We start from the raw sequence: 24,970 nt of genomic DNA on the forward strand, positions 1-24,970 counted from the left end.
CACCGATCGCGTCATTGGTTTTCTCACCGGATGGTCTGGGATTTTACATTCTTTATCTCTATCACATCTTTAAAAAAATGGTATAAGCCCTACACACAGAAAAACCGACCCGCCGGCTTTCTGTGATACCATTTGTTTCTGTTTCAAATCCGGTTAATTAACCTTCCTACAATGAAATTGGTTTGCACCCAAAGTGACCTCAACGCCAACCTCTCGTTGGTAAGTCGGGCCGTTCCCTCCCGCCCGACACATCCGGTACTAGCCAACGTGCTCTTAGTCGCGGATGAGGAAAATCAGCGGGTTAGCTTGACAGCTTTCGATCTCAGTTTAGGCATTCGTACCAGCTTCGCAGCAGAAGTGACTGGCGGTGGCAGTTTTACCATACCCGCTAAATTACTCAACGATATTGTTTCGAGACTCCCAGATGGAGAGATTACTTTAGAAGACGAAGCGGGGGACACCGTAGCATATCTAACTTGCAGTTCTGGCAGCTACCAAGTTAGAGGCATGGGCCCGGAAGAATTCCCTGAATTGCCTGCAATAGAAGGCGGAACAATCCTCAAATTGCCACCGGAAGCCTTGATAGAAGGACTCAAAGGAACTTTATTTGCTACTAGCCCCGACGAGGCCAAACAGGTACTTGCAGGCGTGCATTTAAAAGTATTGCAAGATTGCCTGGAATTTGCAGCTACAGACGGTCACAGATTGGCAGTAGTTCAAACTGCCAATGAAAAACCTGAAGGCGAAGAAACCCAAGAAGAATTTGAGGTGACAGTCCCCGCTAAAGCATTGCGGGAAGTAGAAAGAATGCTGGTGATGCGGCAGTGGACTGAACCTGTCACCTTGCATTTTGAACACGGTCAAGTAGTGTTTGAATGGGCTGACCAGCGGCTGACCACCCGCACCTTGGAAGGGCAATATCCCGCATATCGGCAGTTGATTCCGCCGTCTTTTGAGCGGCAAATTACCTTAGAAAGGCGATCGTTCTTAGCAGCAGTTGAAAGAATAGCAGTTTTTGCCGACCAAAAAAATAATATTCTCAAATGCAGCATCGACGAGGAGAATCAGGAAATTACTTTGTCTGTAGATGCTAAAGATGTCGGCTGCGGCAAAGAGTCAATGCCGGCACAGATTTCGGGAGATAGCATAGATATTGCTTTCAACGTGAAATACTTAATTGACATTTTGAAAACTGCTCAATCCCCAGAAATTCAACTGCAATTAAACGGTGCTTTAGCCCCAGTAATTTTCCAGCCTTTGGGCGGAGTTAATGCTACATTCTTGGTAATGCCAGTGCAGCTAAGAGCTTAAAAAGAGTCAGTAGTCAGTAGTCATTAGTCATTAGTCATTAGTCAGTAGTCAGTAGTCATTAGTCAACAGTCAACAGTCAACAGTCAACAATCACCGATGGTGCAACCGGAATTGATATAATTTATCTGCGTTAATCGGTGTTAATCTGCCTGTATCTGCGGTTAAAAAAAGAGAATTTATTAACCGCAGATGACAAGGGATTGAGGCTAATTCACGCGCTTGTCGAGAAGAGAGATAGGAATAATTCTGATGCTAATAGATTTGATATGACTTATTGCTTCAAATCAATGGCAACAAAATTTCAAATTCAGTACCTGTACCGGGCGTAGAATGCAAATTTAACTTGCCTTTATGCTTTTCCGTAACAATTTGATGGGTAATTGCCAACCCCAAACCGGTACCTTTCCCGGCGGGTTTAGTGGTGAAAAATGTCTCAAAAATCCGCCGCTGAATTTCTGGCGGTATTCCCGGCCCGTTATCGGCAATTCGGATGGCTATCCAAGCGTTATTTGGATTTTTTTCCGCTGATTCTGGACAGAAGTCGCCGTTTTGGCTGGCGGATGATAGCTGTTGGGCATTTTGTCGTAGCTTGCGGGGCGGGACGCCATCGCCCCTAACATAATTTTGAATTAATTCCGAATTCACGCAGTCTCCGTCAGAACTGTCTATTACCTCGGTTTCAATAGTAATCACAGGCACAAAACCTGTGTCTGCTTGTTCCTCTTCCAAAGCGTCGATCGCATTGCTGATGATATTCATAAATACCTGACTCAACTGACCAGAGTAACACTTGAATAAAGGCAAATCACCATAGCTTTTAACTACTTTAATCCCGTACTTCAGACGGTTTTTCATAATTAGCAGCGTACTGTCAATACATTCGTGGATGTTAGCTTGTTTCAAATGGGTTTCGTCCATGTGAGAAAAGGTGTGCAGACTGGTGACGAGTTCGGTCAGCCTCTGTGATGAAACTTTCATACTTTTGAGAATTTCCACCCAATCTTCTTGCAAAAAATCAAATTCTATGTGTTTTTTGAGTTGATCAATTTTTTCGCTGTCACCCACAATGTGTTCGTAAGCAGACAGCAAATCCATGATGTCTTTCGAGTAGTTGGACAAAAAGCCGAGATTTCCGCTGATGCAGGTGAGGGGATTTCTAATTTCGTGGGCGACTCCAGCTACCATCTGTCCCAAACTGGCTAGTTTTTCGGTTTGAATTAGTTGAGATTGAGTTTGCTGCCTCAGCAATTTTGTTGCGAGTTCATGAATGTTGGATTGGGCTACTAACAGTTCGTGCACGTCTAGTAAACTATAAGTTTGAGGCGACACTTGAACCACAATCGGTTCGTAAAGCAGTTCTTTCGATCGCAACAGCGACTTCCTGGCTGCATCCACGATTAAAGTATTGCTGGGAAAAATTAAACTCTCAGTTTCGGCAAAGCGGTACAAAGCCCTCACAGGTCGCTTTAAAAATAATTCTCGGCCAAAAGGACGGCTGATAAATTCTAAAAATCTCCGCCGGGAAATCATACCCGCAAATTCACCTTGATGGGTCACAATGACTCCCGGTAACAGCGGATTAGCTTCTAACATCTGGGAAATTCGCATTCCCCAATCCGTAGCTTCTACCTGAAAATCGTAAAGCGACAATTGTTGGAGAGTAGAGTCTAAACAAAGTTCTCCGAGGTCAGCCTCGGAGATGGGTTGGACTGGTCTTTCTACGCAGGAGGTATTCAACATAAATTTATCAGCACGCTTTTTTGGGGTTCTATTTGCCAGCAGACATTCAGCTACCAAAGGTCAGCAGGTGAGTTGCTGAGTGCTTTGACCGGCATCCCCCTGGCAAACTGCTTTTTAAATTACACAAAAAACTGACTGTAGCAAGGAAAATTTTACCACTTAAAGTATTAGGCAAGATTGAGGATTACCGAGATAAATGCGCCCTGGTAATTATACCTGACTTTATTTTATACTGACTTGAGCGGTATTAACGCTTGTTTCGACTATTTAACTATTTATTAATCTTAAGTTATCGTCTTAACCTTATGTTAATAAATTATGAGGCTGAGAAATATAATTGATTGATAATAGAAGAAAATCGGAATTGCCCGATCGCCCCTGCGATGCACCCCGTCAGCAGACAAGTTAAAAGCCCAAATTGGAGCGATCGCGTCCCTGAGTTTTAGCTTGCAATCGCGATGGCGGGACGCCTTGCAAGCTAGGGCATTTGAGGCAATTTCATCCCATCTCCCCGCTCCGGTACTCGCAACCCCCCGTAACGCTCAGCCAGCGACACACCTGCCAGTGCATCCCTTATAGGTTTGTAGTGAAAACTAAAGTCATCGCTACAAACCAATTTTATTGCGATCGTTATATAAAACAGTTAGCCTCGCCCGCAATCTGTAAAATCTGCCTTGGCATTTGTTCTAAAATCAATTATTGTTAACCGAAATATCTCTCAAATCTGCGACAGTTGACAGACTCAATTATTGATTGGCTGTACGATGCGGATATGAAGAAAAATTTAGTCAAACTCAAACAAGTTTAACCAGTGCAAATTATTCAAGACATCAGCATTGATTAAATTAGAATGTCTACAAATCTCAGCCAAAAAAAAGGCTAAAAAAAATTAACGGGCTCTTAACTTAGTGCTATGCTTTGGTATGATCTACAAGGAGTTCTACCAAAGACGTATAACTAAATAGCAATCTACCAGTAGGTGATCGATGCAACCCGCCCTGACAAATCAGTTAAATAATGCTTTCACCCTGTTTCTCAGCTTGTTAGTAGAAGCAATACCTTTTCTGCTGCTGGGAGTCTTATTCTCAGGTTTGCTGCTGGGGTTTGTAGACGAACGCAAACTCGTATCCCGCATCCCGCGAAACCCGCTCCTGGCGGCTTTGATGGGCAGTTCGATCGGCTTTTTGTTTCCCGTGTGCGAGTGCGGTAACGTGCCCGTAGCCCGCAGGTTACTGATGCAGGGAGTTCCCGCACCAGCCGCGATCGGCTTTTTGCTTGCGGCCCCCACCATCAACCCCGTGGTAATTTGGGCTACTTGGACGGCATTTCGCGATCAGCCAGAAATTGTAGTTTTGCGGGTGGTATTTTCTCTGTCTATAGCCACAATTATCGGCTGGGTGTTCAGCGCCCAAAAAGACTTGCGGCCTCTGCTGCAACCTTCTGTAGCCCGCGCAATCCCCTTGCCAAAACCAGAGTTTTCCGAAAAAGAACTCGTCCAAGCTAACACTCCGCTGCTGTTGCAGTCGGGAACATTTATGCTCGGTCAGCCAGGGGGGGTGGTGCCGATCGAATCTTTGCTACAAGACGACTGGAAGCCATTACAAACAAGCAAAACAGAAAAAACCTCGAAACGTTCGTCCATGTTCCACCGCGTTTCTAAAGAGCGTTTGCGCCTACTTTTAGATACTATGGTACAGGAGTTGCGCGAATTGGGAGGAGTGTTGGTAATCGGAAGTGCGATCGCAGCCATCATTCAAGTTGGCGCCCCCCGCGAACTAATTCTCAACCTCGGTCAAGGCCCAGTTTCCTCGATTCTAGCCATGCTGCTATTAGGGGCAGTCGTATCGATTTGTTCTACAGTAGATGCCTTTTTTGCCCTGTCTTTTGCTTCCACATTTACCAGCGGTTCGCTGTTAGCATTTCTCGTTTTCGGCCCGATGATTGACCTCAAAGGCATCGGTTTAATGCTGTCAATTTTTAAAGGTCGAGCCGTAGTTTACTTAATTGTCTTGGCCGCTCAGTTAACCTTTTTAATGACCCTCGCTGTCAACTTGCATTTAGGTTAATAAGTTAGCTGGGACAGACAACTAATACCATTGTAGATTTGCGATTTTCAATTACCTTGCTCCCCGACACGGAAGTCACGGATATACGGATAGGTATTTTTGTCTTTTCCTTCTTCCCTCTTCCTTCCCAATCACTCTTAAAAAATGAATCTTAAAAAAATTAGCCCCTGGCTGGACGCCCTAGCTATCTTAGCCTGGGGAATACTGCTTCTTAAATATTGGATCACCGGCAAATTAAGCATTCTCATTCACCCCAATTACTTTGGCTTGACTCTAGCAGGAGGAATCGGCTTAATGGTTATTGGCGGTTTAAAAGCTTGGGAACTCTTAAAAGTCGATCGCACCACAAAGCAATCGCGGACATCAACAGCAAATAACTCTCTCAGAATCACAGAAGTTGAACACGTTACTTTGTTTCCCCCTAGTATCGGCAGCACCTTAATGTTGGGCGTCGCATTAATAGGTTTACTAACAACGCCACGCACCTTTACCAGCCAGACAGCATTAGAACGAGGCCTCACCGAATCCCTGCCAATCACCAGACTGCAACCCCAAGAATTTCGCAATACTACAAAACCCGAAAATCGATCGCTCGTCGAATGGGTTCGGCTGTTAAATTTTAATCCAGAACCCGATACATACAGAGGTCAAAAAGTCAAAGTTCAAGGATTTGTAATTCATCCCCCTAACCTAGCAGAACAATATATGTGGATCGGGCGTTTTATCATTACTTGCTGCGCGGCAGACGCCTATCCGATCGGGTTGCCGGTAAAATTACCGATCGGTCAAAGCCGCACCGCCTTTGCCCCAGACAGTTGGCTAGAAATAGAAGGAGAAACGATCGTAGAAGAACTGCAAGGCAAGCGCAAATTAACCATTCAAGCATCCTCCCTCAAACCAATTCCTGAACCAAAAAACCCTTATGATTATTAGATGTGGAGTAAGTATCAGATTGAATTTTACCTAGATTGCGAGATGGAAAGTCCAGACCCAATCTCCGTATACAGATGAAGATACGGTAAAGTCAGCTATAAAAGTGGCAGCAGCATCCTCTAGGAGTTGCAAATAACAAATTCAGCAACTACACTCGTAGTTGGTAAATAAATTCTGAGTATATGTCAGCAGAAAAAAAATTAGCTATCAAAGGTGCAGCCTGGACGATCGCCAGCTATGGAAGCAGTCAAATTATCCGATTTGGCAGTAACCTAATCCTGACGCGTCTGCTTGTGCCAGAACTATTTGGTCTGATGGGTCTAGCCTACGTTTTCATCACAGGGATCAACTTATTTACAGATATAGGTTTGGGCCCAAGTATCATCCAGAACAAACGGGGAGAAGATCCTCAATTTCTCAACACCGCTTGGACGCTGCAAGCTATTCGCAGCTTGTTCATTTTCATTTGTTTGATTATAATTACTTACCCAGTTGCGAGTTTTTATGAAGAGCCCCGTCTTCGGTGGTTGATTCCAATAATAGGTATAAATTCCTTACTAGGAGGGTTTAAATCCACCGCCACATCCAGCCTAGGACGCAAAATGGAAGTGAAGAAAGTAGTAATTTTTCAGTTGGGCATACAGATTGTTTCTACTACAGTGATGATTGTCTGGGCCTGGTTCGATCGCAGCATCTGGGCGATCCTTGCAGGCGGCTTGAGTGGAGCTTTAATGGAGTTAGTATGGAGCCATTTTTTGATTCCCGGCAAGCCAAACCGCTTTGCTTGGGATAAAGAAGCAGCTAAAGAAATATTTTCTTATGGTAAATGGATATTTTTGTCTACGGCTTTGTTTTTCTTGTGTTCTCAAGCTGATAGACTCATCCTCGGTAAAATATTTACTTTAACAATGTTTGGCATTTACGGCATCGCTTTTACTCTAGGCGATATGCCGCGCCAAGTCATCATCGCCATTAGCGGCCGGGTGATTTTCCCCTCGATTTCTATGCTGGCAGAGTTGCCGCGGCAGGAGTTGCGCGCAAAGATACTTAACAACCGCAAACTAATTCTAATACCGTTAGCGGTAGGTTTAGCAATTTTTGTGAACTTCGGAGATCAGCTAATTTTAACACTGTACAGAAAAGAGTATGTGGCGGCATCTTGGATGATGCCAATCTTGGCTTTAGGTATCTGGCACACCACCCTCCACAATATGATGGGTTCTTGTCTGTTAGCCGTAGGAAAGTCTCAGTACGCAGCTATGGGCAATCTGCTGACTTTTGTGAATCTATGTATAAGTATACCGCTGGGATATCACTTAAAAGGTAATTTAGGTGCCGTGATTGCTGTAGCTCTCGGCGACCTTCCTACCTATGCAGTAATTAACTACGGTTTGTGGAAAGAAGGACTAACTTGTTTTTGGCAGGATATGCAATTAACAGCACTGTTTGTAGGGGTGCTGGCAAGTCTACTTTGGTGTAGAGTCGCTTTTGGTTTGGGTCTGCCGATCGATAAAATATCACCGATGGATATAATCCCCATCAATCAACTGTTTCAGTAAACAAACCTGTTGAAACTGCAGCGTGTCCCACCTAATTAATATCTTAAGTTTCATTCAGTCCGGGAGGCACCACAAGTTTCAAAAACTAGGTTTGTTACGGAAAATAACTCGTTGCAGCCATTTACTGTGGTAAAAAAAGGGCTGGGTGAGTGTTAGGAATGGGCCCATAAGTGTAAAATTTAAGAGGGAAAATTTGGGAGTTAATTTTCAGTAGAAATAGGAGAGAAAGATTTGTGAGTATTTTTAACAAAAAAATTAATCCTTCACCCTTCGCTATTGGGCCATTCAAACAGCCGATCGACCGCACGGCCATCTTCCTCATGCTAGTGCTGAGCGTCTTAATAGGGCTGCTGCTGCTGAGCGGCGATCGCACAGCACCCAGAGTGCGAGAATTTACCTGGGAAAACAAACAAATCGGCGCCGAAGATACCGGCTTTATCCTCACATTCTTTCGGCCGATGAACCAGTCCACCGTCGAGGAAAACTTAAAGCTAGAACCCCCCCTCCCCGGTAAATTTAGTTGGGCTGGAAGGCGCATGGCTTACACCCTCAAAGATCCAGCACCCTACGGCGTTACCTACACAGTCAAACTCGCCGGAGCAACCGACAAGTATTTCGGAGAAAAAAACCAAAATAAAGGAACGCTAATGCAACCGTTTAGCAGTTCCTTTCGCAGCCGCGATCGAGCTTTTGCTTACATCGGCGTCCAAGGCGAAACAGAAAGCAGATTAATGCTAGTCAATCTCAGCAGCAACGACTCAAAACCGATACCCCTAACTCCCAAAGATTTGGTTGTCACCGATTTTAAACCGTATCCCGACAGCGATCGCATTTTATTCTCAGCCACCGATCGATCAATCGCCCGTACTCGCGGCACCCTCAATCAAGAACTATTCACAGTCACCACCGGCCTCAACCCCCAATCGGGTTCAGGAACTCAACCAAAATACCCAGCCGGTAGAATCGACAAAATCTTAGACTCCAAAGATTACCAAAACCTCAAATTCGACCTCTCAGCGGACGGAAAAATCATAGTTGTCCAGCGCGTCAACCGCCGCAATCCCGGCGATTTCAGTCCTTGGATTTTGGAAGAAAAAGTGCCGCCCAGACCCTTGGAAAATGAACAAGGCGGAGATTTTATGATTCGCCCCGACAGCAAATCGATGGTAATATCTCAAAAACAAGGATTAGCGATCGTCCCCCTCAAACCGGAAGCAGACCCAGTAGAATTTTTGCCAAAATACGAACAAGTATTGGGGATGGCCCGCGACAACTCCGCCGCCGCCTATGTTAAATACAACAGCGACTTTACTCGATCGCTTTTCATCTTAGATAACCAAGGTGTAGAACAAGAAATATTGCGTATTCCCGGCAGCATTATGGCCGTTTATTTCGACCCCCGCAAAAACCAAGACAACCAAGTTCAGCGTCTCTACTGTTTGTTAGCCCAACGCCTCAAAACAGAAAGCTACAAAGAACAGCCTTTCATCGCCACCATCGACCTCAAAAAAGAGGGTACTCGTTTGGTCGGAACCATCAAACCGCTGCTGATTTTGCCCAACCAATTAGATACCCAAATCAGTTTATCTCCCGACGGGCTGGCATTAATTTTCGACCAATCAGTCACAGCAGCAACTCCCTCAGCAGCAGACAGTCCCCGCAACGATAGTGGACAGTCGATCGCCACCAGCCGCCTCTGGCTGCTACCCTTAGTAGAAATACCCGCAGACGGTTCTCTCGCAAAAGTACAGCCAGAAGAACTTCCCTTTGCCGGCTATCACCCCCGCTGGCTCCCCTAAATCGATTTTAGATTTTAGATTTTAGATTTTAGATTGACCGATATTAGTAAATATCAATAGGGTAAGGTGCGCCCATAAACACCAAGCGTTGAAATATGCGCGGTGCACACCCTACTTTTACTAAATTGATTTGAAATTTGAGATTTTAGATTTGAAATTGAGTTGATACTAAGCCATACTGGTAAATATTACAAACTTTTGAAACGAAGTCGCCAGCCTGCAATTTCACATCTCAAACCTCAAACCTAAAATCTAAAATTCTCATGACTCCCGAAGAAATTAGCAATACCCTTAAAGACTTATTTGGTGACACTGTTGAGATGCCTGCTGCCACTTCTTGGCAAGTAGAAACCCCCAATTTTCGCCTATTAGTCCTCCTTTCAGAAGACGGGAGTTGGCTGCGGATTTTGCTGCCGATCGCCGATGCCCAGGAAGCTCAACCATTTTTTGATAAACTGCTAGAAGCTAACTTTGACACCACCCTCGAAACTCGCTACGCCATACATCAAAACGTTTTGTGGGGAGTATTTCAGCACAGCCCGGCCACACTCGCGGCCGCCGATTTCTCAGCCGCCGTCGCCAGACTGCTGGCTTTGCAAGAGAGAGGTTTGTCCGACTTTTTCGGCGGTTTGATAGAAAGCCGCATCCGTCAAATCATCAAAGCTGCGAAGATGCAGGGACAGTCTGTGGAAACTACCCTTCAGACTTTAGACCGTTTCTACGCAGAGGGATTGATGGGTGAAATGGAACTAGGGCGAGAGTCTCGCGAAAACACTCTCGCCGCTTGGCGGTATCAGCTAGAACGCCTCTGGCCGGAGGTGGAACCCTAAGACGATTTGAGATGGCAGATTGCAGATGGCAGATTGCAAAAAACTGACAATCAAGCATCCAGGATACCCGCCACGTGATTCATTCCGAAAGCAGACTCAGGACCCAGAAACACAAAACCTGTATCCGATCAAACTTTCCCCCCGAATTTATCTCGCGCAAGTCAATGCTTCAATTCTAAAATCTAAAATCTAAAATCTAAAATCGATTGACTACCATCGAGGTTGAAAGTTGCCTAAAGTTGCATTTCTTTTGAGTGGTATAGCAACCGCCAATACGGTTAGAACGTTCTTAATTGCATTAACCCTTGGGGAACATTGCTTCTTCCTTCTCTCGCGACGATAACTAAAGCCTTCCATCCGTTACATTCGGTTACATCCTCAGAAAGCGAATCCCTGGCCGAACTTCGTTTTGCCTGGGCCCTAGTCTTGAAAATTGGAGCCTGCAAGCCCCTTAGACTATAGCTAATCCGGGCCGTCGAACCCTCGAAGGATGCCCGTATATTCACAGATAACCTGATCGCGCTTCTCCAATTCCCTTCTATCACTGCAAAAATGGTATAACTTATCACAATAATTCGTTATAAATATTAAAATTTTTCGGAAAACACCCGATCGCAGGTATATCATGGTAAAAAGTTTAAAGCGCCTACTCGGTAAGTTCCCCAAAAGCTTCGATCGTTTAATATCGTTTAATATCGTTTAATATTGACTTAGAAACAAAATCTTTAGCAGACAATGCTACTGCGATCGGGTTTTCCCATCGGGTGCGGTTGTAATTTGACAAATTAGCAACTACCCGCTACCAATTACCCGTTATGAATTAATAGCAACTTAAGTTGTTCATGAATACAATTTTTAACAGGGGTTTCATCTATGTTTGCTGTGCGTGAGACTAGCTCGGAGTTATCAGTGTTGCATATACCTGAATTTTGTACTTGGAACATCTCCTTAGAATCAACTCTCCTAGACCTGCCACTCTCCAACTGCCAAATTGAATTAACTCAACAGGCAAAAGAAGTAGCCCAGGCTTTTGAAGAAAATTCCATGCTTCCCGGCGTCATTTTGACAGATGGAGGTAATTTTGTCGGCATAATATCGAGGCGTCTATTTTTTGAAAAAGTTAACTGCCGCTACGGAGTAGAAATGTTTTTCAAGCGACCAATAGAGGTGCTGTACAAGTTTGCCAAGCCAGAGGAACTCATACTTCCCGCCAGTAAATTAATAGTAGAAGCCGCCCAGGAATGTCTTTACAGATCAGCAGAATTAATTTACGAGCCGGTAGTAGTGGAAATAGCCCCCCAGACCTACAAGCTGTTAGACGTACACCAATTAATGGTCGCTCAATCAAGAATTCACCAATTAACAAATAAGTTACTCCACACACAAACCCAAGCCAAACTCATCCAAACAGAAAAAATGGCTAGTTTGGGGAGGATTGTAGCAGAAGTAGCCCACGAAATCAGAAATCCGCTGAACTGTATTTGGGGAAATTTAACTTTTCTGCTGTCCTATTTTGAAAACTTGCTTCAGCTAATGTCCGTTTATGAAGAAGAATATCCGGCACCCTGTCCCCGAATTGATGCCCTTAAAAAGGAAATTGAATTTGATTTTTTACAAGAAGATTTGCCGATTACCTTAGAAGGGATGGAGTTGGGAGCCGCGCAATTGCTCAAAATAGTTAACGGGCTGCACCACTTCTCTCACATGGACGAGACAAAACCAGCCGAGACAGACATTCACGAATGCGTGGAGATGACGCTGTTAATTTTGAAAAACCGCTTTAAAAATAGCATAGAAGTGGTTAAAAAATACGGCGAACTGCCGCTAGTTAGTGGGTACTCCGGTCAGTTGAGTCAGGTGTTTTTGAATTTGTTAGTTAATGCTCTAGACGCGCTGACAGAGTACGCAGCCGATCGAGAAATACACACCCCGTGCCGGGACAACTGGCAGCCCCAAATCGAAATTACCACTAAAGTTATAGAAACCGAACACGGCAAGCGGGTGGCAATTTGCATTGCCGATAACGGGCCCGGCATTCCCCCAGAAAATCACAAGCAGATATTTGACACCTTTTTTACCACTAAACCAGCAGGCAAAGGCAGCGGTATGGGGCTGGCTATCTGCCATCAAATCGTCACAGAAAAGCACGGCGGCAAACTGAGAATGCGATCGCAACCAGGAAAGAACACTGAATTTGAAATTCTCCTGCCTATAGTTGGCACAACATGATTAACTTCAGAATATTCTCGGTTGAACGCTTACGAAAAGTGAAATGATAGGGTAGCTTAGTAGTAGGTTCTCAATTCACTTTCCCAGCGTTTCGGCAACTAAAACTTCCAGTGGCAAATAAATTCAGTTCCAAACTCATTGGCCCTTCACTCTCCGAAGGCAGCCATCAAGACCTTTCCCTAGAGTCTACCCTCTGGGATTTGCCCCTGTATGAATTTCAGGTTAAATCGAGCTGCTTGGCTGTGGCAGTTGCCGAAATGTTTGAACAGCATCCCCTAGTGCCGGGAGTCGTCTTGATGGAAGCAGAAGAGTTTGCTGGCATGATATCCCGCAGGCAACTGCTGGAATATTTGCTCAAACCCCAAGGCCCAGAGCTATTTTTGCACCTGCCACTAAAAGTTCTCTACAGTTACGCTCGCCTCGAAATATTATTGCTCGCAGAGAGTACAACCATTTTGGCAGCAGCCCCACAAGCTCTGCGTCGATCGCCCGAATTGCAGTCAGAACCGATCGTCGTCCAAATAGACTCCCAATCTTACCGCCTCTTAGACCCTAACGCACTAAACATCGCATACTGGCAAATTCGTGGCATAGAAACTCAAGTCCGCTACGAAAGAGCCCAAACTCAAATGATTCAAAGCGAAAAAATGGCTAGTTTAGGGCGTTTAGTCAACGGAGTAGCCCACGAAATTTTAGATCCGGTAGGCTTTATCTGGGGGAATTTAACCTACGTCAGCGACTACAGCAAAAACTTGATGGAATTGCTCTCAGTTTACGACGCATACTGTACCGATCCCCCGCCGGAAATAGCACGGCTCAAAGAAGAGATCGACTATGACTTTTTGCAAAACGATTTTCTCCGAACTGTTGCCAGCATCAAATCAGGCGCAGAACGTTTGAGCAAGTTGGCAACCAGTTTGCAAAACTTCTGCCACATCGACGATATTTATCCCAAACCCACCGACTTGCACGCCAATATAGACAGCATACTTTTGCTGCTCAAAAGTCGTTTGACTAGGGAAATCCAAGTAGTGAAAAACTACGGCTACCTGCCACCAGTCCCATGCTATGCAGGACAGCTAAACCAAGTATTTATGAATATCTTGACCAATGCTATTCATACATTAATTAATGAAGCAGTCGGTCAAGAATTGGCAAAAGAGTTCAACGGTGGAGGACTCAGAGACGCCGATCGCCAGCCTAAAATTGAAATCACCACTCAAGTCTGCTGTCCCGAACCTGCGCCGGATTTAGACAAACTTCATGTTCGCTGGGTTTCGATTTGCATAGCAGATAACGGGCCAGGAATGTCACCTAGCAAGTACAAAAAAATCATAGAATCATTTTCTACGGAAAAACGTGCTCTCAAAGAAACCAGTTTAGCAGTTAGCTATCAAATAGTGACGGGCAAACACGGCGGTGCATTCAGAATGCGATCGGAGTTGGGCAGGGGCACTGAATTTGAAATTTTGTTACCGTTAGCTTAAAGAAGGAAAGCACTACACGGATTTTGACACGGATACACGGATGAATTATCTAGGGTGAGGCAGTAGTCAACAGTCAACAGTCAACAGTCAACAGTCAACCATTCTCTAATTGACTGCCGCACATTTTACAAAATCTAGCATTAGCATCGTGTACAGACCAACCGCAACCTTTACAAACAGCTTCTCCGTGATTAGCACTTTTAACTAATTGTTTAATCAAGTCCCCCAATTGCCAAGGAATCAGAGCAATTCCCGTCAAAATCATCAAAATAGTCAGAAAACGACCGGATTCGGAAATCGGAGTAACATCGCCAAATCCCACCGTGGTCATCGTGACAACCGAGAAATAAACAGCATCCAAAAAAGTTCCAAAACTTTCGGGATTGGCCGGATGTTCGACTTGATAAATCAAACCAGAATAAACAAAAATTATTGCCAGCAAAGTAAACAAAATCCGAGCAAAAATCACCCCATCTTCGCTGCTGATGCGGAAAATAGAAATTTTCAATTCCAGAAAGCGGATGAGTCGGAGAATTCTAAACCAGCGAAAAATTCGGATAAAACTAACGTTGACAAATCCTAGTAAAAATGGTAAAATTGCCAGCAAATCAATAATTGAAAAAAAACTAAAAATAAATTTAACTCGATTTTCGGCACACCATAGTCGCAATAAATACTCAAACACAAAAACAACTAAAAGCGCTGTATCGAGAGTTTGCAAATTAATTCTCACAGTTTCCGAAATCTGGTAAGTTTCGGCGATGAAGCTGGTCGAAGATAGGAGAATTAGTCCGGTAAGAGTTAAATTGACGGTTCTGCCAATTGGGGTTTCGATGTCTTCGAGATAAAATCCAATTTGCGATCGGGTTAACATAGATGAGATAATTAATACCATTTATGAGGTAAGGGAATTATCGCACATGAGCATCGAATTAACTAAGGGTGAAAGGTTCAATCTTTCTAAAGAAACTCCTAATTTCAGTAAAATTGCGATCGCCCTGGGGTGGCAAGTCAGCCAGACAGCACAAAACTGCGACATTGACGCATCTGTTTTTATGTTAGCGGCAGACGGTCGGATTCCTGATGAAAAGTATTTTGTATTTTACAACAATCTGACATCGCCGGACGGTGCGGTGCGACATTCGGGAGACAGCAAGAATGGGCAAATAGACGGAGATGATGAGACGGTTTATGTGGATTTGAGTAAAATCAATTCGGCGATTCAGGAAATTGTGTTTGTTGTGACTCTTCACGAGGGACAGGAAAAGAATCAAAGTTTTAGTCAAGTTACAAATGCTTTTATCCGGCTTTACAACCGAGAAACTCTTAGCGAATTGGTTCGGTACAATTTAAATCAGATTTTTTCCCAAGAAACGGCTTTAGAATTTGGACGTTTGTATAAGAAGAATGGCGAATGGAGATTTCAGGCGCTAGGACAGGGATATAATGCTGGGTTGCAAAGTTTTGTAGACAAGTATTATGTTGAGAATGCGGTTGATAAAAGCTCGAATGCTGCTGAGAAGCTTGATGATGCTGAGGTTGTGAGGCGGTTTAGCGATCGGGTGGATCGGTTATTGCGCGAAGAGGCGATCGGGGAGACACCGATTCCAGCATCTAGCGAAGCGGTAGAACAGCCGGCTGCTACTCCTGTAAATGCGGATACTGTGGAATCTGAGGAAGAGGCAAAAATAGATGATTCTGCACTAGAAAATCTGGAACCAGCTATTAGTGCTGAGGAATTTTTACAACGGTATAATCAGGGAGAACGAGATTTTGTTGGAGTTAATCTAGCCGGAGTAAATCTGAGCAGACAATCTCTGAGTGAGGTTAACTTAAATAGCGCTAATTTTAGGGGTGCAGAACTCTCTGAAACAAAGTTATCAATCATTAACTTGAGTGAAGCAAATTTATGTCATGCCAACTTTCACAAAGCTCATATTAGCTCAGCAAACTTAGAAAAAGCACAATTGCTCAATGCAAATTTAAGTGAAGCAACTCTGCATTCTGTAAACCTAAGTGAAGCTAACTTGAGTGGGGTAAATCTCAGTATTGCTCATTTGTTATTGGGTATTAGCTTCAACAGGGCTAACCTCAGTAAAGCAAACTTAATGGGGTTAAATTTGAGAAAATCACACTTGACGAATGCTGATTTGAGTAATGCGAACCTTAGTAATACTAATCTATTTGAGGTAAATCTTGAAGGGGCAAACCTTGAAGGAACAAAACTTGAACAAGCGCTGTGCAACGCACAGACTATCTTCCCCAAAGAATTTGATCCTGTTAAAGCAGGTGCTTACTTAATTGTTGCTGATGCTTCACTTTCCAACGTAAACCTAGCTGGTGTTGACTTGAGTGGTTTCAACCTGAGTGAAGCTAATTTGAGTGGTGCAAACTTAACCAAGGCAAAGTTGGAGGGTGCAAAACTGCTTCAGGCGAATTTGAGTGCAGCTAATTTGAGTGAAGCCAATCTGAATAATGCTGACCTAACTACAGCAAACCTAAGTGAAGCTAACTTGAGTAAAGCAAATCTTCGAGGTGCGAAACTAGCTGTGGCAAACTTGAGTGGAGCCAACTTAAAACAGGCAAATTTAGAGTACGCTAACCTAGTTGCAGCCGACATGAGCAACGCTAATTTAAAAGATACAAGAGTAGGCCGTGCTAACTTCAGCGAAGCTAATCTAACTGGCGTAAATCTGGTGGGAGTAGTGCTTGATTCAATAAATTTAAGTCGGGCTAACTTGGCGGAGGCTAATCTCTGCGGGTCAAGTTTAGTGTCTGCAATTTTGAGTGGGGCAACACTTAGCTCAGCGGATTTGCGCGGGGCAAATTTGAGTTGGACAAACCTAGAAAAAGCCAACCTAAAGGGGGCGAACCTAAGTGGCGTGGCAGGTCTGGAAACGGCAAAACTCGCAGGTGCAATTATGCCAGATGGCACAATTCACGAATAAATTCGATCGCAAATATTAAACAGCAAGGTGGGAATTTATTGGTGTGAATTTAACCGAAAGTCCGCCAGGGAATGAATTTCCTGGCTAGTCCTCTGAAGAGGACTAATGAGTTCTTCAGTCCTCTTCAGAGGACTTTTGCTATGAGGCAGGGGTTTAAACCCCTGCCGGACTGAGGCAAATAGCGTTAAATTGACACCAATGGTGTGCATCGCCCTAGAAATAGATTATGATTAGTATTAAAGATCAAATACATAGATTGTCGATGAATGAATCTGACACGGAAATTATAGAATCTACCCTCAGATGGATGACCGAGTTTGTCGAGTTACCGCATCCAGTTTTCAGCGATTTACCGATTTGTCCCTTCGCTAAAAAGGCACGCTTGGCTAATCAAATTTTCTTCAAAATAGAGCGGTTTTCAGCCATGACTGAGTTCGATCGCGATTCTGCCATCATGAAATCAATTTATGAATTTTACAATTCGGAATTTGAAATAATGGTAGTAATTAATCCCGAAAAAACAGCAATTACTGCGCCCGAAACTAAAGAATTGATAGACAAATTGAATAATCAGATTTCAGAGTTGGGCTTGCTGGCTTTTCACATCCATCCCGAAGAAGATTTTAATATTGACGGGCTTCATACTCGGAGGATGCCCTATCCGGGCTTCACTGTTCAAGTAAATTCTAAGCTGAAGCCAGCTTCCGATGCTTTAGAGAAAACTGAATATTACAAAAATTGGACTGCCGAACAACTAAAAAATTTCGGGATTCCGAGAAATTGACGATCGCCCTTCCCCCCTTTCTCCCTGTCTTGCTTCGCGCCCTTGGCTACTTTCATCGCTTCAATCCTCCATGAGTTTGGTGAGAGTGGTAAAAATACGATCGCACTCTGAAGAAGCCTTGCGAACCTTGTCAACATCCAACATTTCTAACAGCTTGGAAGCGTGCTGTATCTTTTGATATTCGCCTTTCGATTTTGTGTCGCGGCTAGCTGCTTTCAGGCTTGGTTCTAACAAATTCTTTTCAATCGTCTCTACATTGATCTTTTTAGGAATCGCATTTTCTTTAAATCCCTGCCCGTAAAATCTTTTTAAAGTATCAATATCAGCAATCAACCAAGCTTCCATCGCTTGAACCATGAGATAGCAATGAGTGTCATCAACCCCAGGCGAATCCCAATTATCCCTCCACTTCAAATGCTCCCAAGGCGGCTGCTTTACAGGGGCTTCTGAGTCAACTAAAAGGATGATAAAAGCATTTGGGTGATCTGCCAAAGCATTCTTGAAATCCCTGAAAGCATTATTCCGGGAACCGCAGAGAATGATCTGCCACTTGATTTTCTTGCTTTGGGCAACCTGCACAAGTTCTTTGAAAAAACTGCTAAATCCTTGTCGGAGCAATTGCTTTGTATTCTTGCCATCGCCACCACCTTCGATGTAAATGCGAATCTCCTTTACCATCGGTTGCCCCCGATTTCTCCCATCCGCCAAAGGTCTCCCAAACTGTAATTCTCAAGCCATTTTTTCAGTCGTTCGGGATCGAGACGGTTCAGGTGACTTCCTCTATCATCCCGATCGCATATTAACACTGACTCAGGACTCAGAGCCGACACTAAAGCATCGGAATGGGTTGTCACAATCAATTGTGTGCGCTGTGAGGCTTCGATCAACATTTCAGCAACTGCAGGCAGAATGTCGGGATGCAAGCCAATCTCCGGTTCTTCAATACAAATAAGTGGCGGGGGAGTTGGATCTAGAAGTAAAGCTATTAAGAATAAATAACGCAGCGTACCGTCTGATAAACGAGTTGCGGGTATTGGCTGAGTTAATCCTGTTTCGCGGATGAATATCTGGACAGTACCGCCATAAATCTTGATACTCAGTTCTTCGGCTGCATCGTAGAACAGTTGTAATTTTTCAATAATCAGCCTACTTCCTAATTGATACTGTAAGTTATTTAAAACCAGTCCTAAGTTGCCACCATCTTCTAGGAGGGGATGTTCTGGCAAGTCAGTTTGCTGAGCCTTTCTAGATACTGAATCTCTCCCTGTCTGCCAGTTACGATATAAACCAATGTCGGCCAATTTATTTCCCAGATATGATAGTTCGGGATAGAGTTCTGGATCTTTTCTTTGAGATAAGATAGATTGATCGGGAATGATATCTTCTCGCCGCAGATTCCGCAGCTTTCTTGTTTGCTGCTCGTTGTCCTCTATAACATTGATAACAGGGCGAGCCCGATCGTTATAACGGTAATAGAAAAATGGCTGGCTTTCAAAACTATGGCGGGTTTCCATATCTTCTATAGCTTCGTCCACTACTTCAAGTCTCTGACCGACTGCGGTAAAACTAATCTGATAGCGCAGTGGCATCGTTCGTTCTGGGTAATCTAAAATAGCCTCTATTTTTGCTGTGGCAGTACCTTTTTCACCTTTCCACAGAAAATCGCTGATACCACCTCCTTGACGAATCGGAGCAGGTAAGTCGGTAGGTGTTGCCTTCAACACTCCCATCGCTTCAATGAAGTTAGATTTGCCGGATGCGTTAGTACCGATCAATACATTCAGGGGTTGCAGTTCAATTTTTTCCCCCTCACTTCCATAGGAAAGGAAGTTTTGCAGTTGCAGGGAGTGAATAAATCTTTTGCCTTCCACCTTGTCCTCCTATGCCAATTCTGCATTATTATACCTTGTGAAAGCCTTCGTTTTTAGTCTTGAATTAAGTAGGTCTCAAAACTACCGATTCCCAGTCTTTGCCTTGAAGTCGGAAGGGGAGTGAGATATCCCGATCGATCGCATCGCACAACAGGCGACCTACTCTCCTGCAAAGGTCTGTGACCCATTACAATTAATTCAGCAAAAAATCTTTACACATAAGAACTCATGCAGCTCAAGTCAACAACCCGCCATATTCGCATATACACCGCCATCCTCGAAGACAACGAACTCGTCCCCAGCAATGACCTTTTGACCCTCGACATTGACCCAGATAACGAACTTAACTGGAATGACGAGTCAATCAAACAGGTATATGCCAAATTCGACCAACTCGTAGACGCATACGAGGGCGAAGACTTGACCGAGTACAACCTCCGCCGTATCGGTTCGGAGTTGGAGCACTTGGTACGATCGTTCTTACAAAAAGGCCAAATCAGCTATAACCTCAACAGCCGCGCTGTTAACTACAGCATGGGATTGCCTCAAGTTGATGCCAAAGTTCACCTGTAAGGGCGATCCTCTTCGAGGGCTTCGCTAACGGGCGATCGGCATTTATGTCAACTTAAGATTGAAACCCATAATAAATGTCGCTTGTAGCTGAGTTTCGATCCCCCCTACTCCTCTTAATCACGGGAGTACCGCAGGGCGGTTTCATTTTCTTGTAGGGGTAGCACTACCCCTACAAAATTCATGTTTTTGGTGAGAATGAAACCGCCCTGGGAGTACGGGGGGTTTAAAGCTGAAAATCTGCTTTTATTCTTCTTCCTGCTTGTTTCTGACTCCTGACTCCTGACTCCCGGCTTCTTCCTTCTTCTGACTTCGATCGGACTTCTCCCCCGCCTCCCCAGCATCAACCGGAGAATTGGGAACGCGATCGCGTTCCAAAAACTGTTTAACTGCAAGTTGGCGGTTGCTCATAAACTGACCCCAAGCGCCGGGAAACATCCCATCCAAGGTTTCCACCAGCGCCCAAACCTCAAGATTCATCACTTTGTAATAGAAACTGTGAGAATGTTGAATGCTAGTGAGTATTTCGTCTATTTCAACAGCAGGCAGCCGCTTCGGATCGGGCAAATTCTTGGAAAAGGCGCTGGGTTCATGTGGGGCCATGGTTAAATACTCAACAGCTTGCAGAGGCCGGTCAGTCGATTTGAGATTTTAGATTTTAGATTTTAGATTGATTCCACAGATGAATCTGGGGGCTTGAACTAAATATCTAATTTTTTTGGCTTTCCACGACTCCTGTCGGGGGCTTGCGTCCATCAGTCGATTTTAGATTTTAGATTTTAGATTTTAGATTGATTCCACAGATGAATCTGGGGGCTGGAACTAATATCTAATTTTTTTGGCTTTCCCCGACTCCTGTCGGGGGCTTGCGTCCATCAGTCGATTTGAGATTTGAGATTTGAGATTTTAGATTGACTCCACAGATGAATCTGGGGGCTGGAACTAATATCTAATTTTTTTGCTGTCCCCGATTCCTGTCGGGGGCTGGCATCCGTCAGTCGATTTTAGATTTTAGATTTGAGATTGACTCGACAGATGAATCTGCGGGCTTGTATCCGTCTTTGGGTAGGGTTAAATTTAACTTCTGTTGCGAAACTAGGGTGCGAGGCACAGATGACCCTTCGCGAGAAAACCGACAATTGATATTTATTTATATCTGTCGGCTCAGGTGATTTCTACCTAGCTGCATCATACCATTAGAGTTAGTCTAAAATCTCAATTCCCTTGAGTGCTGCGATTTCTTCGGAAATTGCCGCTATCATGAATATGCTGAAAACAGCGTGATTTCCAGCCGATGACTGGGGTGTCGCGCGATCGTCTAACCCTGAAAGCTCATAGTAAGATTCATCCGGCAGTCAACAAAATGGTAAACTGTTCGTGTCAGTACAAGACATTAAAACCTACCCCTGGACTGGGGGAAAGTCACGCCTAAAACATTGTAAGGAGATATCGCTACGCACACAACAGTGCAAACGTGGTGAGCCAGGGAACCTGAAAAATCAGGATATTAGGACTGCGAAGTCTTAAGAATCTCCGTCTGTTGAGAAAGCGGGGGTGTCAAATAATCGCCACGTATCAACCCGTCGAGGTTCAATCGCTAAAATAGTTCAGATCAGCACGCTTGCCCAAAGGCGTCAGGAACCCTTATGCAAAACTCTGTGGCAAAACACTACTTATGGGCTTTAGGTGAAGGGATCAAAGGGTGTAAGCCAGGCGATCTGATCGCTGGTCGCTACTTGGTCAAGCGCGATCGACTTCTTGTCGATACTCAACCCGAACACTTGCCGGAACTGCCCGATGAGATTCCGAGTGTTGTCACTCCTTATCTGAGACTGTTTGCCTATCAGTTGCACGTACCTCAAGTATACGGCCTGGTATCGTCCAAGATGAGCAAGCTATCGGGAGATATCTGGCTACTGGAAAACGTGCCTATTTTGAAGGTGACGGAATCTTTAATGCCGGAATTGGCGGACTCCTGGAAAGGAGCTGCAGCGATGCGCCAGCTCAATTGGCTGTGGCAAATGGCCAAGTTGTGGCAGCCTTGTATCGCTCAGGGCGTGGCTTCGACGCTGCTGACTCCCGAACTGCTACGGGTAGAAGGGCAATTGGTGCGGTTTCTGGAATTGCAGCCCGATCGCAAACAGCCTCATTTGTCCCAGTTGGGCAAATTGTGGCAGCAGTGGCTCGAAGATGCTCACCCAACTATTGCCAATTTTTTGAGGCAACTTTGCCAGCAAATGGTTGCCGGTCAAGTGCGCCACGGCGAACAACTGATGAGCCAGTTGGATAAAGCTTTGGCAAAGTGCGGCCGATTTTACGATCGTCACGTTGAAATTGCCACGGGCACGGATGTAGGCAGATCCCGCGCTCACAACGAAGATGCTTGCTATCCGCCCAGCGGTACGCTGTTGGCAGGAAGCCCGGGTGCGGAAGCTTGCGCGATCGTCTGCGACGGTATCGGTGGACAAGACGGGGGCGAAGTAGCTTCCGAAGAAGCAATTGGTGTGCTGCGCGACAAGTTGCAGCAAATGCCCCTACATCAAGCTAATTGGGACCCGTTGAGCCTGACTTCCAAGCTGGAACGGGCAGCTTGTGCTGCTAACGACAAGATAGCCAGTCGCAACGACAGCGAACACCGCCAAGGCCGCCAGCGGATGGGAACTACGCTAGTTATGGGTTTAGCCCACATTCACGAGCTTTACGTCGCCCACGTCGGAGACAGTCGGGCTTACTGGATTACCCGCACTGGCTGCTATCAACTTACTCTCGATGATAATGTGGCTTGCCGCGAGGTGCGTTTGGGCTACTCTCTCTACCGGGATGCTTTGGAACAAGTCGCCGCCGGAGCTCTGATTCAAGCTTTGGGGATTACTTCGTCCAACACTTTGCACCCGACTGTGCAGCGTTTTCCAGTGGATGAAGACTGCGTTTTGCTGCTGTGTTCCGACGGTTTGAGTGATAAAGACCGGGTTGAGGAATGTTGGGAAGCGGAGATTTTGCCAATTCTCGACGGTAGCATTAGTTTGGCTAAGGCGCGCGATCGACTGATTGAGATTGCTAATACTAGAAACGGTCACGATAACGTCACTGTTGCTTTAATTCACTGTCAAGCGCATTTGAGGGAAGACGGCAATACTTTTACAGAACTGTCTGTCGCACCTTTAGATACGCCGATCGAACTAATTTCCGATAGCGAGGATCTGCCAACGGATTTGACCGAAAGCACAAGCCTTGGCGAGGGGAATTCTCAAGGAAAAACGCTGTTGTTACCGCCGGAAAAAAGCAAAAGTTTATTTTCGCTGCTGCTGAAAATTTTATTTTTATTAGGCTTGGGGGGTGTATTTGCTTATTTTTTCATCCCTCCGGTGGGTCGCGCGATCGATACTGCCGGGGAGTCGATTTTCGGGAAACGCGGTTTAATTAATGCTGGAAGCACGCCGGAGAAAACAGTTGAATCTGTAGCTTCTCCGGTGCAATCTTTAGAAACAGGCTCGTTTATAGAGATTAAAACTTCTGCGGCTGGGGAATTAGGAAAAGAGGGCGATCGCTTGGATTTGCGAGGCGCAATCGGTGAGTTGACTGTCAAAGGAACAGTCCCAGCCGGCAGCGTTTTGCAGGTGACAAACAAACAGCTTACGCCTCAAGGCAATTGGCTGGAATTGAAAGTTTGTTCGATTCCTGAAATAGTGCGATCGAACTCTCCCAAACCCGAGTCAAATAAAGATTTTTCTACTGTTTCAAAACCGACACTGAATCCATCTCCCGCTGTGGCAACTCCCACTCCCTCCCCTTCCCCGGTAGTTAAGCCAACAGTTGAAGTAGAAAGCGCCAAGCTGCAACCGGGGGAAATCGGATGGATTCAAGAACAAGCTGCTGTTTCTAAAGTAGTGTCTAACCTAGCCTTAAACCCAACTCAACAGGGGAAATGCGTTGCTTCTGACTCAAATCCCAATGCTAATTAAACTGTTAATGCTTGAGTATATTGAGCAACTTTGCTTAAATTTAGTAGAAAGAAAAATGCAAATTTCTAAACAAAACTAAGATTAACTGATACCATCGCTGGTCAAGTAGCTGACATAATTTGAGATTTGAGATGGGAAATTTAATAATTTCCCATCTCAAATCTAACAAGGTTTCAAAATTGCTAACCTAATTTGTTAGATACTTCTGCCAGTTTAGTCACCATTTGGGAGACGGCTTTGTCAACTGCCGCGCTCAAAAGTGAGTCTTCATTGCTGCTGCCAGAATTGCTGCTGATACCTCTGACAGAAATATTAGAATCGCTTTGATCAGCCTCTCCTACTGCTTTGGCGGTGGCAAGAATATCTCCTGAAGCTGTACCGATTAACCGCACATCTATTTGAACGGTAGCTTTGGTTTTTTGTGAACCCGCGCCGATTCCCATGAAACTGCCGCCGCCGGATTGTTTGTCGATATTAAACTTGGTAATGGTGCCGATGAGCACGGCGTCAACTCCTAATTGTTTGCCAATTTCGGCTGCTGTCCCGGCATCCATCGCGCCGCTGCGATTTTGCTGTTTGAGCACTTGTTCGAGTTTGCTGCGATCGACTACTGTATAAGTGCCGTTGTTGACGAGTTCGTTGATTAGCAGTTCGCTGATGCCTTTGGCGGCGCCGACTCCCCTGTAGGAAGTGTAATAGCTGTTGGTGGGGCCGTAGTCGAAGTCCATGACGACGAGGCGCTTTTTGGCAGTTGCTTGGGCGAGTTGGGTTGCTGGTTGGGTGCTGGCTGGTGTGGCGATCGCACTTAATGAAACGCCTGCTAGCATTAGAGTAGCGAGGGAAATGCTGGTTAAGCGAGATATGGTGGTTCTTTTCATAAA

At 44.9% G+C, this 24,970-nt stretch carries 18 protein-coding genes; 12 read left to right on the forward strand and 6 right to left on the reverse strand.

The features are described 5' to 3' along the window. Positions 1–171 precede the first annotated feature (171 nt). Positions 172–1,311, forward strand: a complete 1,140-nt coding sequence (dnaN, locus tag QUB10_RS04380; RefSeq protein ID WP_333081191.1) for a DNA polymerase III subunit beta — start codon at positions 172–174, stop codon at positions 1,309–1,311. 279 nt (positions 1,312–1,590) lie between these two features. Here the strand turns inward: dnaN and QUB10_RS04385 are convergent, their stop codons facing one another. After that, complete coding sequence (locus tag QUB10_RS04385; protein ID WP_333199890.1) at positions 1,591–3,051, reverse strand: ATP-binding protein; 1,461 nt, start codon at positions 3,049–3,051, stop codon at positions 1,591–1,593. A gap of 986 nt (positions 3,052–4,037) precedes the next feature. Here QUB10_RS04385 and QUB10_RS04390 point away from each other — a divergent pair. The 7 genes from QUB10_RS04390 (at position 4,038) to QUB10_RS04420 (ending at position 13,954) form a co-directional block, all read left to right on the forward strand. Further along, positions 4,038–5,117, forward strand: a complete 1,080-nt coding sequence (locus QUB10_RS04390; RefSeq protein ID WP_333199892.1) for a permease — start codon at positions 4,038–4,040, stop codon at positions 5,115–5,117. 144 nt (positions 5,118–5,261) lie between these two features. Beyond that, the gene (locus QUB10_RS04395; RefSeq protein WP_333199894.1) at positions 5,262–6,050 is read left to right on the forward strand and encodes a TIGR03943 family putative permease subunit; all 789 of its coding nucleotides are present in this window, start codon (positions 5,262–5,264) and stop codon (positions 6,048–6,050) included. A 182-nt stretch (positions 6,051–6,232) separates the two neighbouring features. Then, a complete protein-coding gene (locus QUB10_RS04400; protein ID WP_333199896.1) occupies positions 6,233–7,609 on the forward strand; it encodes an oligosaccharide flippase family protein in 1,377 nt (458 codons plus the stop codon). A gap of 233 nt (positions 7,610–7,842) precedes the next feature. Then, positions 7,843–9,408, forward strand: coding sequence for a hypothetical protein (locus QUB10_RS04405; RefSeq protein WP_333199898.1), 1,566 nt, complete (start codon positions 7,843–7,845; stop codon positions 9,406–9,408). 263 nt (positions 9,409–9,671) lie between these two features. Beyond that, a complete protein-coding gene (locus QUB10_RS04410) occupies positions 9,672–10,238 on the forward strand; it encodes a hypothetical protein (protein ID WP_333199900.1) in 567 nt (188 codons plus the stop codon). A gap of 873 nt (positions 10,239–11,111) precedes the next feature. Then, positions 11,112–12,467, forward strand: a complete 1,356-nt coding sequence (locus QUB10_RS04415; RefSeq protein ID WP_333199902.1) for an ATP-binding protein — start codon at positions 11,112–11,114, stop codon at positions 12,465–12,467. 110 nt (positions 12,468–12,577) lie between these two features. Beyond that, positions 12,578–13,954: an ATP-binding protein gene (locus QUB10_RS04420; RefSeq protein ID WP_333199904.1), complete on the forward strand. Its 1,377-nt coding sequence runs from the start codon at positions 12,578–12,580 to the stop codon at positions 13,952–13,954. Positions 13,955–14,048: 94 nt separating this feature from the next. On the opposite strand, the gene QUB10_RS04425 is transcribed toward QUB10_RS04420, so the two are convergent. Beyond that, positions 14,049–14,849 carry an ion transporter gene (locus QUB10_RS04425; protein WP_333199905.1) on the reverse strand — a complete coding sequence of 267 codons (801 nt, stop codon included), beginning with the start codon at positions 14,847–14,849 and terminating at the stop codon, positions 14,049–14,051. A 25-nt stretch (positions 14,850–14,874) separates the two neighbouring features. Between QUB10_RS04425 and QUB10_RS04430 the strand changes: the two genes are divergently transcribed. Both QUB10_RS04430 and QUB10_RS04435 read left to right on the forward strand, forming a co-directional pair. Next, positions 14,875–16,902 carry a pentapeptide repeat-containing protein gene (locus QUB10_RS04430; RefSeq protein WP_333199907.1) on the forward strand — a complete coding sequence of 676 codons (2,028 nt, stop codon included), beginning with the start codon at positions 14,875–14,877 and terminating at the stop codon, positions 16,900–16,902. Between the two features lie 226 nt (positions 16,903–17,128). Beyond that, positions 17,129–17,686, forward strand: a complete 558-nt coding sequence (locus QUB10_RS04435; protein ID WP_333199909.1) for a hypothetical protein — start codon at positions 17,129–17,131, stop codon at positions 17,684–17,686. 60 nt (positions 17,687–17,746) lie between these two features. On the opposite strand, the gene QUB10_RS04440 is transcribed toward QUB10_RS04435, so the two are convergent. Together QUB10_RS04440 and QUB10_RS04445 are read right to left on the reverse strand one after the other, a co-directional pair. Continuing rightward, complete coding sequence (locus QUB10_RS04440; RefSeq protein WP_333199911.1) at positions 17,747–18,364, reverse strand: DUF4276 family protein; 618 nt, start codon at positions 18,362–18,364, stop codon at positions 17,747–17,749. Next, positions 18,358–19,557, reverse strand: a complete 1,200-nt coding sequence (locus tag QUB10_RS04445) for an AAA family ATPase (protein WP_333199913.1) — start codon at positions 19,555–19,557, stop codon at positions 18,358–18,360. The genes QUB10_RS04440 and QUB10_RS04445 overlap by 7 nt, the downstream gene beginning before the upstream one ends. Positions 19,558–19,785: 228 nt before the next feature. On the opposite strand from QUB10_RS04445, the gene QUB10_RS04450 reads away from it, so the two are divergent. Next, entirely contained in the window at positions 19,786–20,130 is a 345-nt protein-coding gene (locus QUB10_RS04450; protein ID WP_333103676.1) for an NAD(P)H-quinone oxidoreductase subunit M, read from the forward strand. A gap of 243 nt (positions 20,131–20,373) precedes the next feature. Here QUB10_RS04450 and QUB10_RS04455 read toward each other — a convergent pair whose 3' ends face one another. Beyond that, positions 20,374–20,730, reverse strand: a complete 357-nt coding sequence (locus QUB10_RS04455) for a hypothetical protein (protein ID WP_333199915.1) — start codon at positions 20,728–20,730, stop codon at positions 20,374–20,376. A 1,043-nt stretch (positions 20,731–21,773) separates the two neighbouring features. Between QUB10_RS04455 and QUB10_RS04460 the strand changes: the two genes are divergently transcribed. Further along, positions 21,774–24,089 (forward strand): protein phosphatase 2C domain-containing protein, encoded by a 2,316-nt coding sequence (locus QUB10_RS04460; protein ID WP_333199917.1) that lies wholly within the window; start codon positions 21,774–21,776, stop codon positions 24,087–24,089. Positions 24,090–24,271: 182 nt separating this feature from the next. Here QUB10_RS04460 and QUB10_RS04465 read toward each other — a convergent pair whose 3' ends face one another. Beyond that, positions 24,272–24,967 (reverse strand): LPS assembly lipoprotein LptE, encoded by a 696-nt coding sequence (locus tag QUB10_RS04465; RefSeq protein WP_333199919.1) that lies wholly within the window; start codon positions 24,965–24,967, stop codon positions 24,272–24,274. Positions 24,968–24,970: the final 3 nt, after the last annotated feature.

The sequence above is a fragment of the Microcoleus sp. B5-D4 genome, from assembly GCF_036705145.1.
GTDB lineage: Bacteria > Cyanobacteriota > Cyanobacteriia > Cyanobacteriales > Microcoleaceae > Microcoleus.

Excerpts from the sequence above, each read along its gene's own strand:
- QUB10_RS04395 (WP_333199894.1), top strand. The coding sequence starts at position 5,262 with ATGAATCTTAAAAAAATTAGCCCCTGGCTGGACGCCCTAGCTATCTTA.
- QUB10_RS04385 (WP_333199890.1), bottom strand. The coding sequence starts at position 3,051 with ATGTTGAATACCTCCTGCGTAGAAAGACCAGTCCAACCCATCTCCGAG.
- QUB10_RS04425 (WP_333199905.1), bottom strand. The coding sequence starts at position 14,849 with ATGGTATTAATTATCTCATCTATGTTAACCCGATCGCAAATTGGATTT.
- QUB10_RS04435 (WP_333199909.1), top strand. The coding sequence starts at position 17,129 with ATGATTAGTATTAAAGATCAAATACATAGATTGTCGATGAATGAATCT.
- dnaN (WP_333081191.1), top strand. The coding sequence starts at position 172 with ATGAAATTGGTTTGCACCCAAAGTGACCTCAACGCCAACCTCTCGTTG.
- QUB10_RS04400 (WP_333199896.1), top strand. The coding sequence starts at position 6,233 with ATGTCAGCAGAAAAAAAATTAGCTATCAAAGGTGCAGCCTGGACGATC.
- QUB10_RS04415 (WP_333199902.1), top strand. The coding sequence starts at position 11,112 with ATGTTTGCTGTGCGTGAGACTAGCTCGGAGTTATCAGTGTTGCATATA.
- QUB10_RS04460 (WP_333199917.1), top strand. The coding sequence starts at position 21,774 with ATGCAAAACTCTGTGGCAAAACACTACTTATGGGCTTTAGGTGAAGGG.
- QUB10_RS04455 (WP_333199915.1), bottom strand. The coding sequence starts at position 20,730 with ATGGCCCCACATGAACCCAGCGCCTTTTCCAAGAATTTGCCCGATCCG.
- QUB10_RS04410 (WP_333199900.1), top strand. The coding sequence starts at position 9,672 with ATGACTCCCGAAGAAATTAGCAATACCCTTAAAGACTTATTTGGTGAC.
- QUB10_RS04440 (WP_333199911.1), bottom strand. The coding sequence starts at position 18,364 with ATGGTAAAGGAGATTCGCATTTACATCGAAGGTGGTGGCGATGGCAAG.
- QUB10_RS04430 (WP_333199907.1), top strand. The coding sequence starts at position 14,875 with ATGAGCATCGAATTAACTAAGGGTGAAAGGTTCAATCTTTCTAAAGAA.
- QUB10_RS04450 (WP_333103676.1), top strand. The coding sequence starts at position 19,786 with ATGCAGCTCAAGTCAACAACCCGCCATATTCGCATATACACCGCCATC.
- QUB10_RS04390 (WP_333199892.1), top strand. The coding sequence starts at position 4,038 with ATGCAACCCGCCCTGACAAATCAGTTAAATAATGCTTTCACCCTGTTT.
- QUB10_RS04465 (WP_333199919.1), bottom strand. The coding sequence starts at position 24,967 with ATGAAAAGAACCACCATATCTCGCTTAACCAGCATTTCCCTCGCTACT.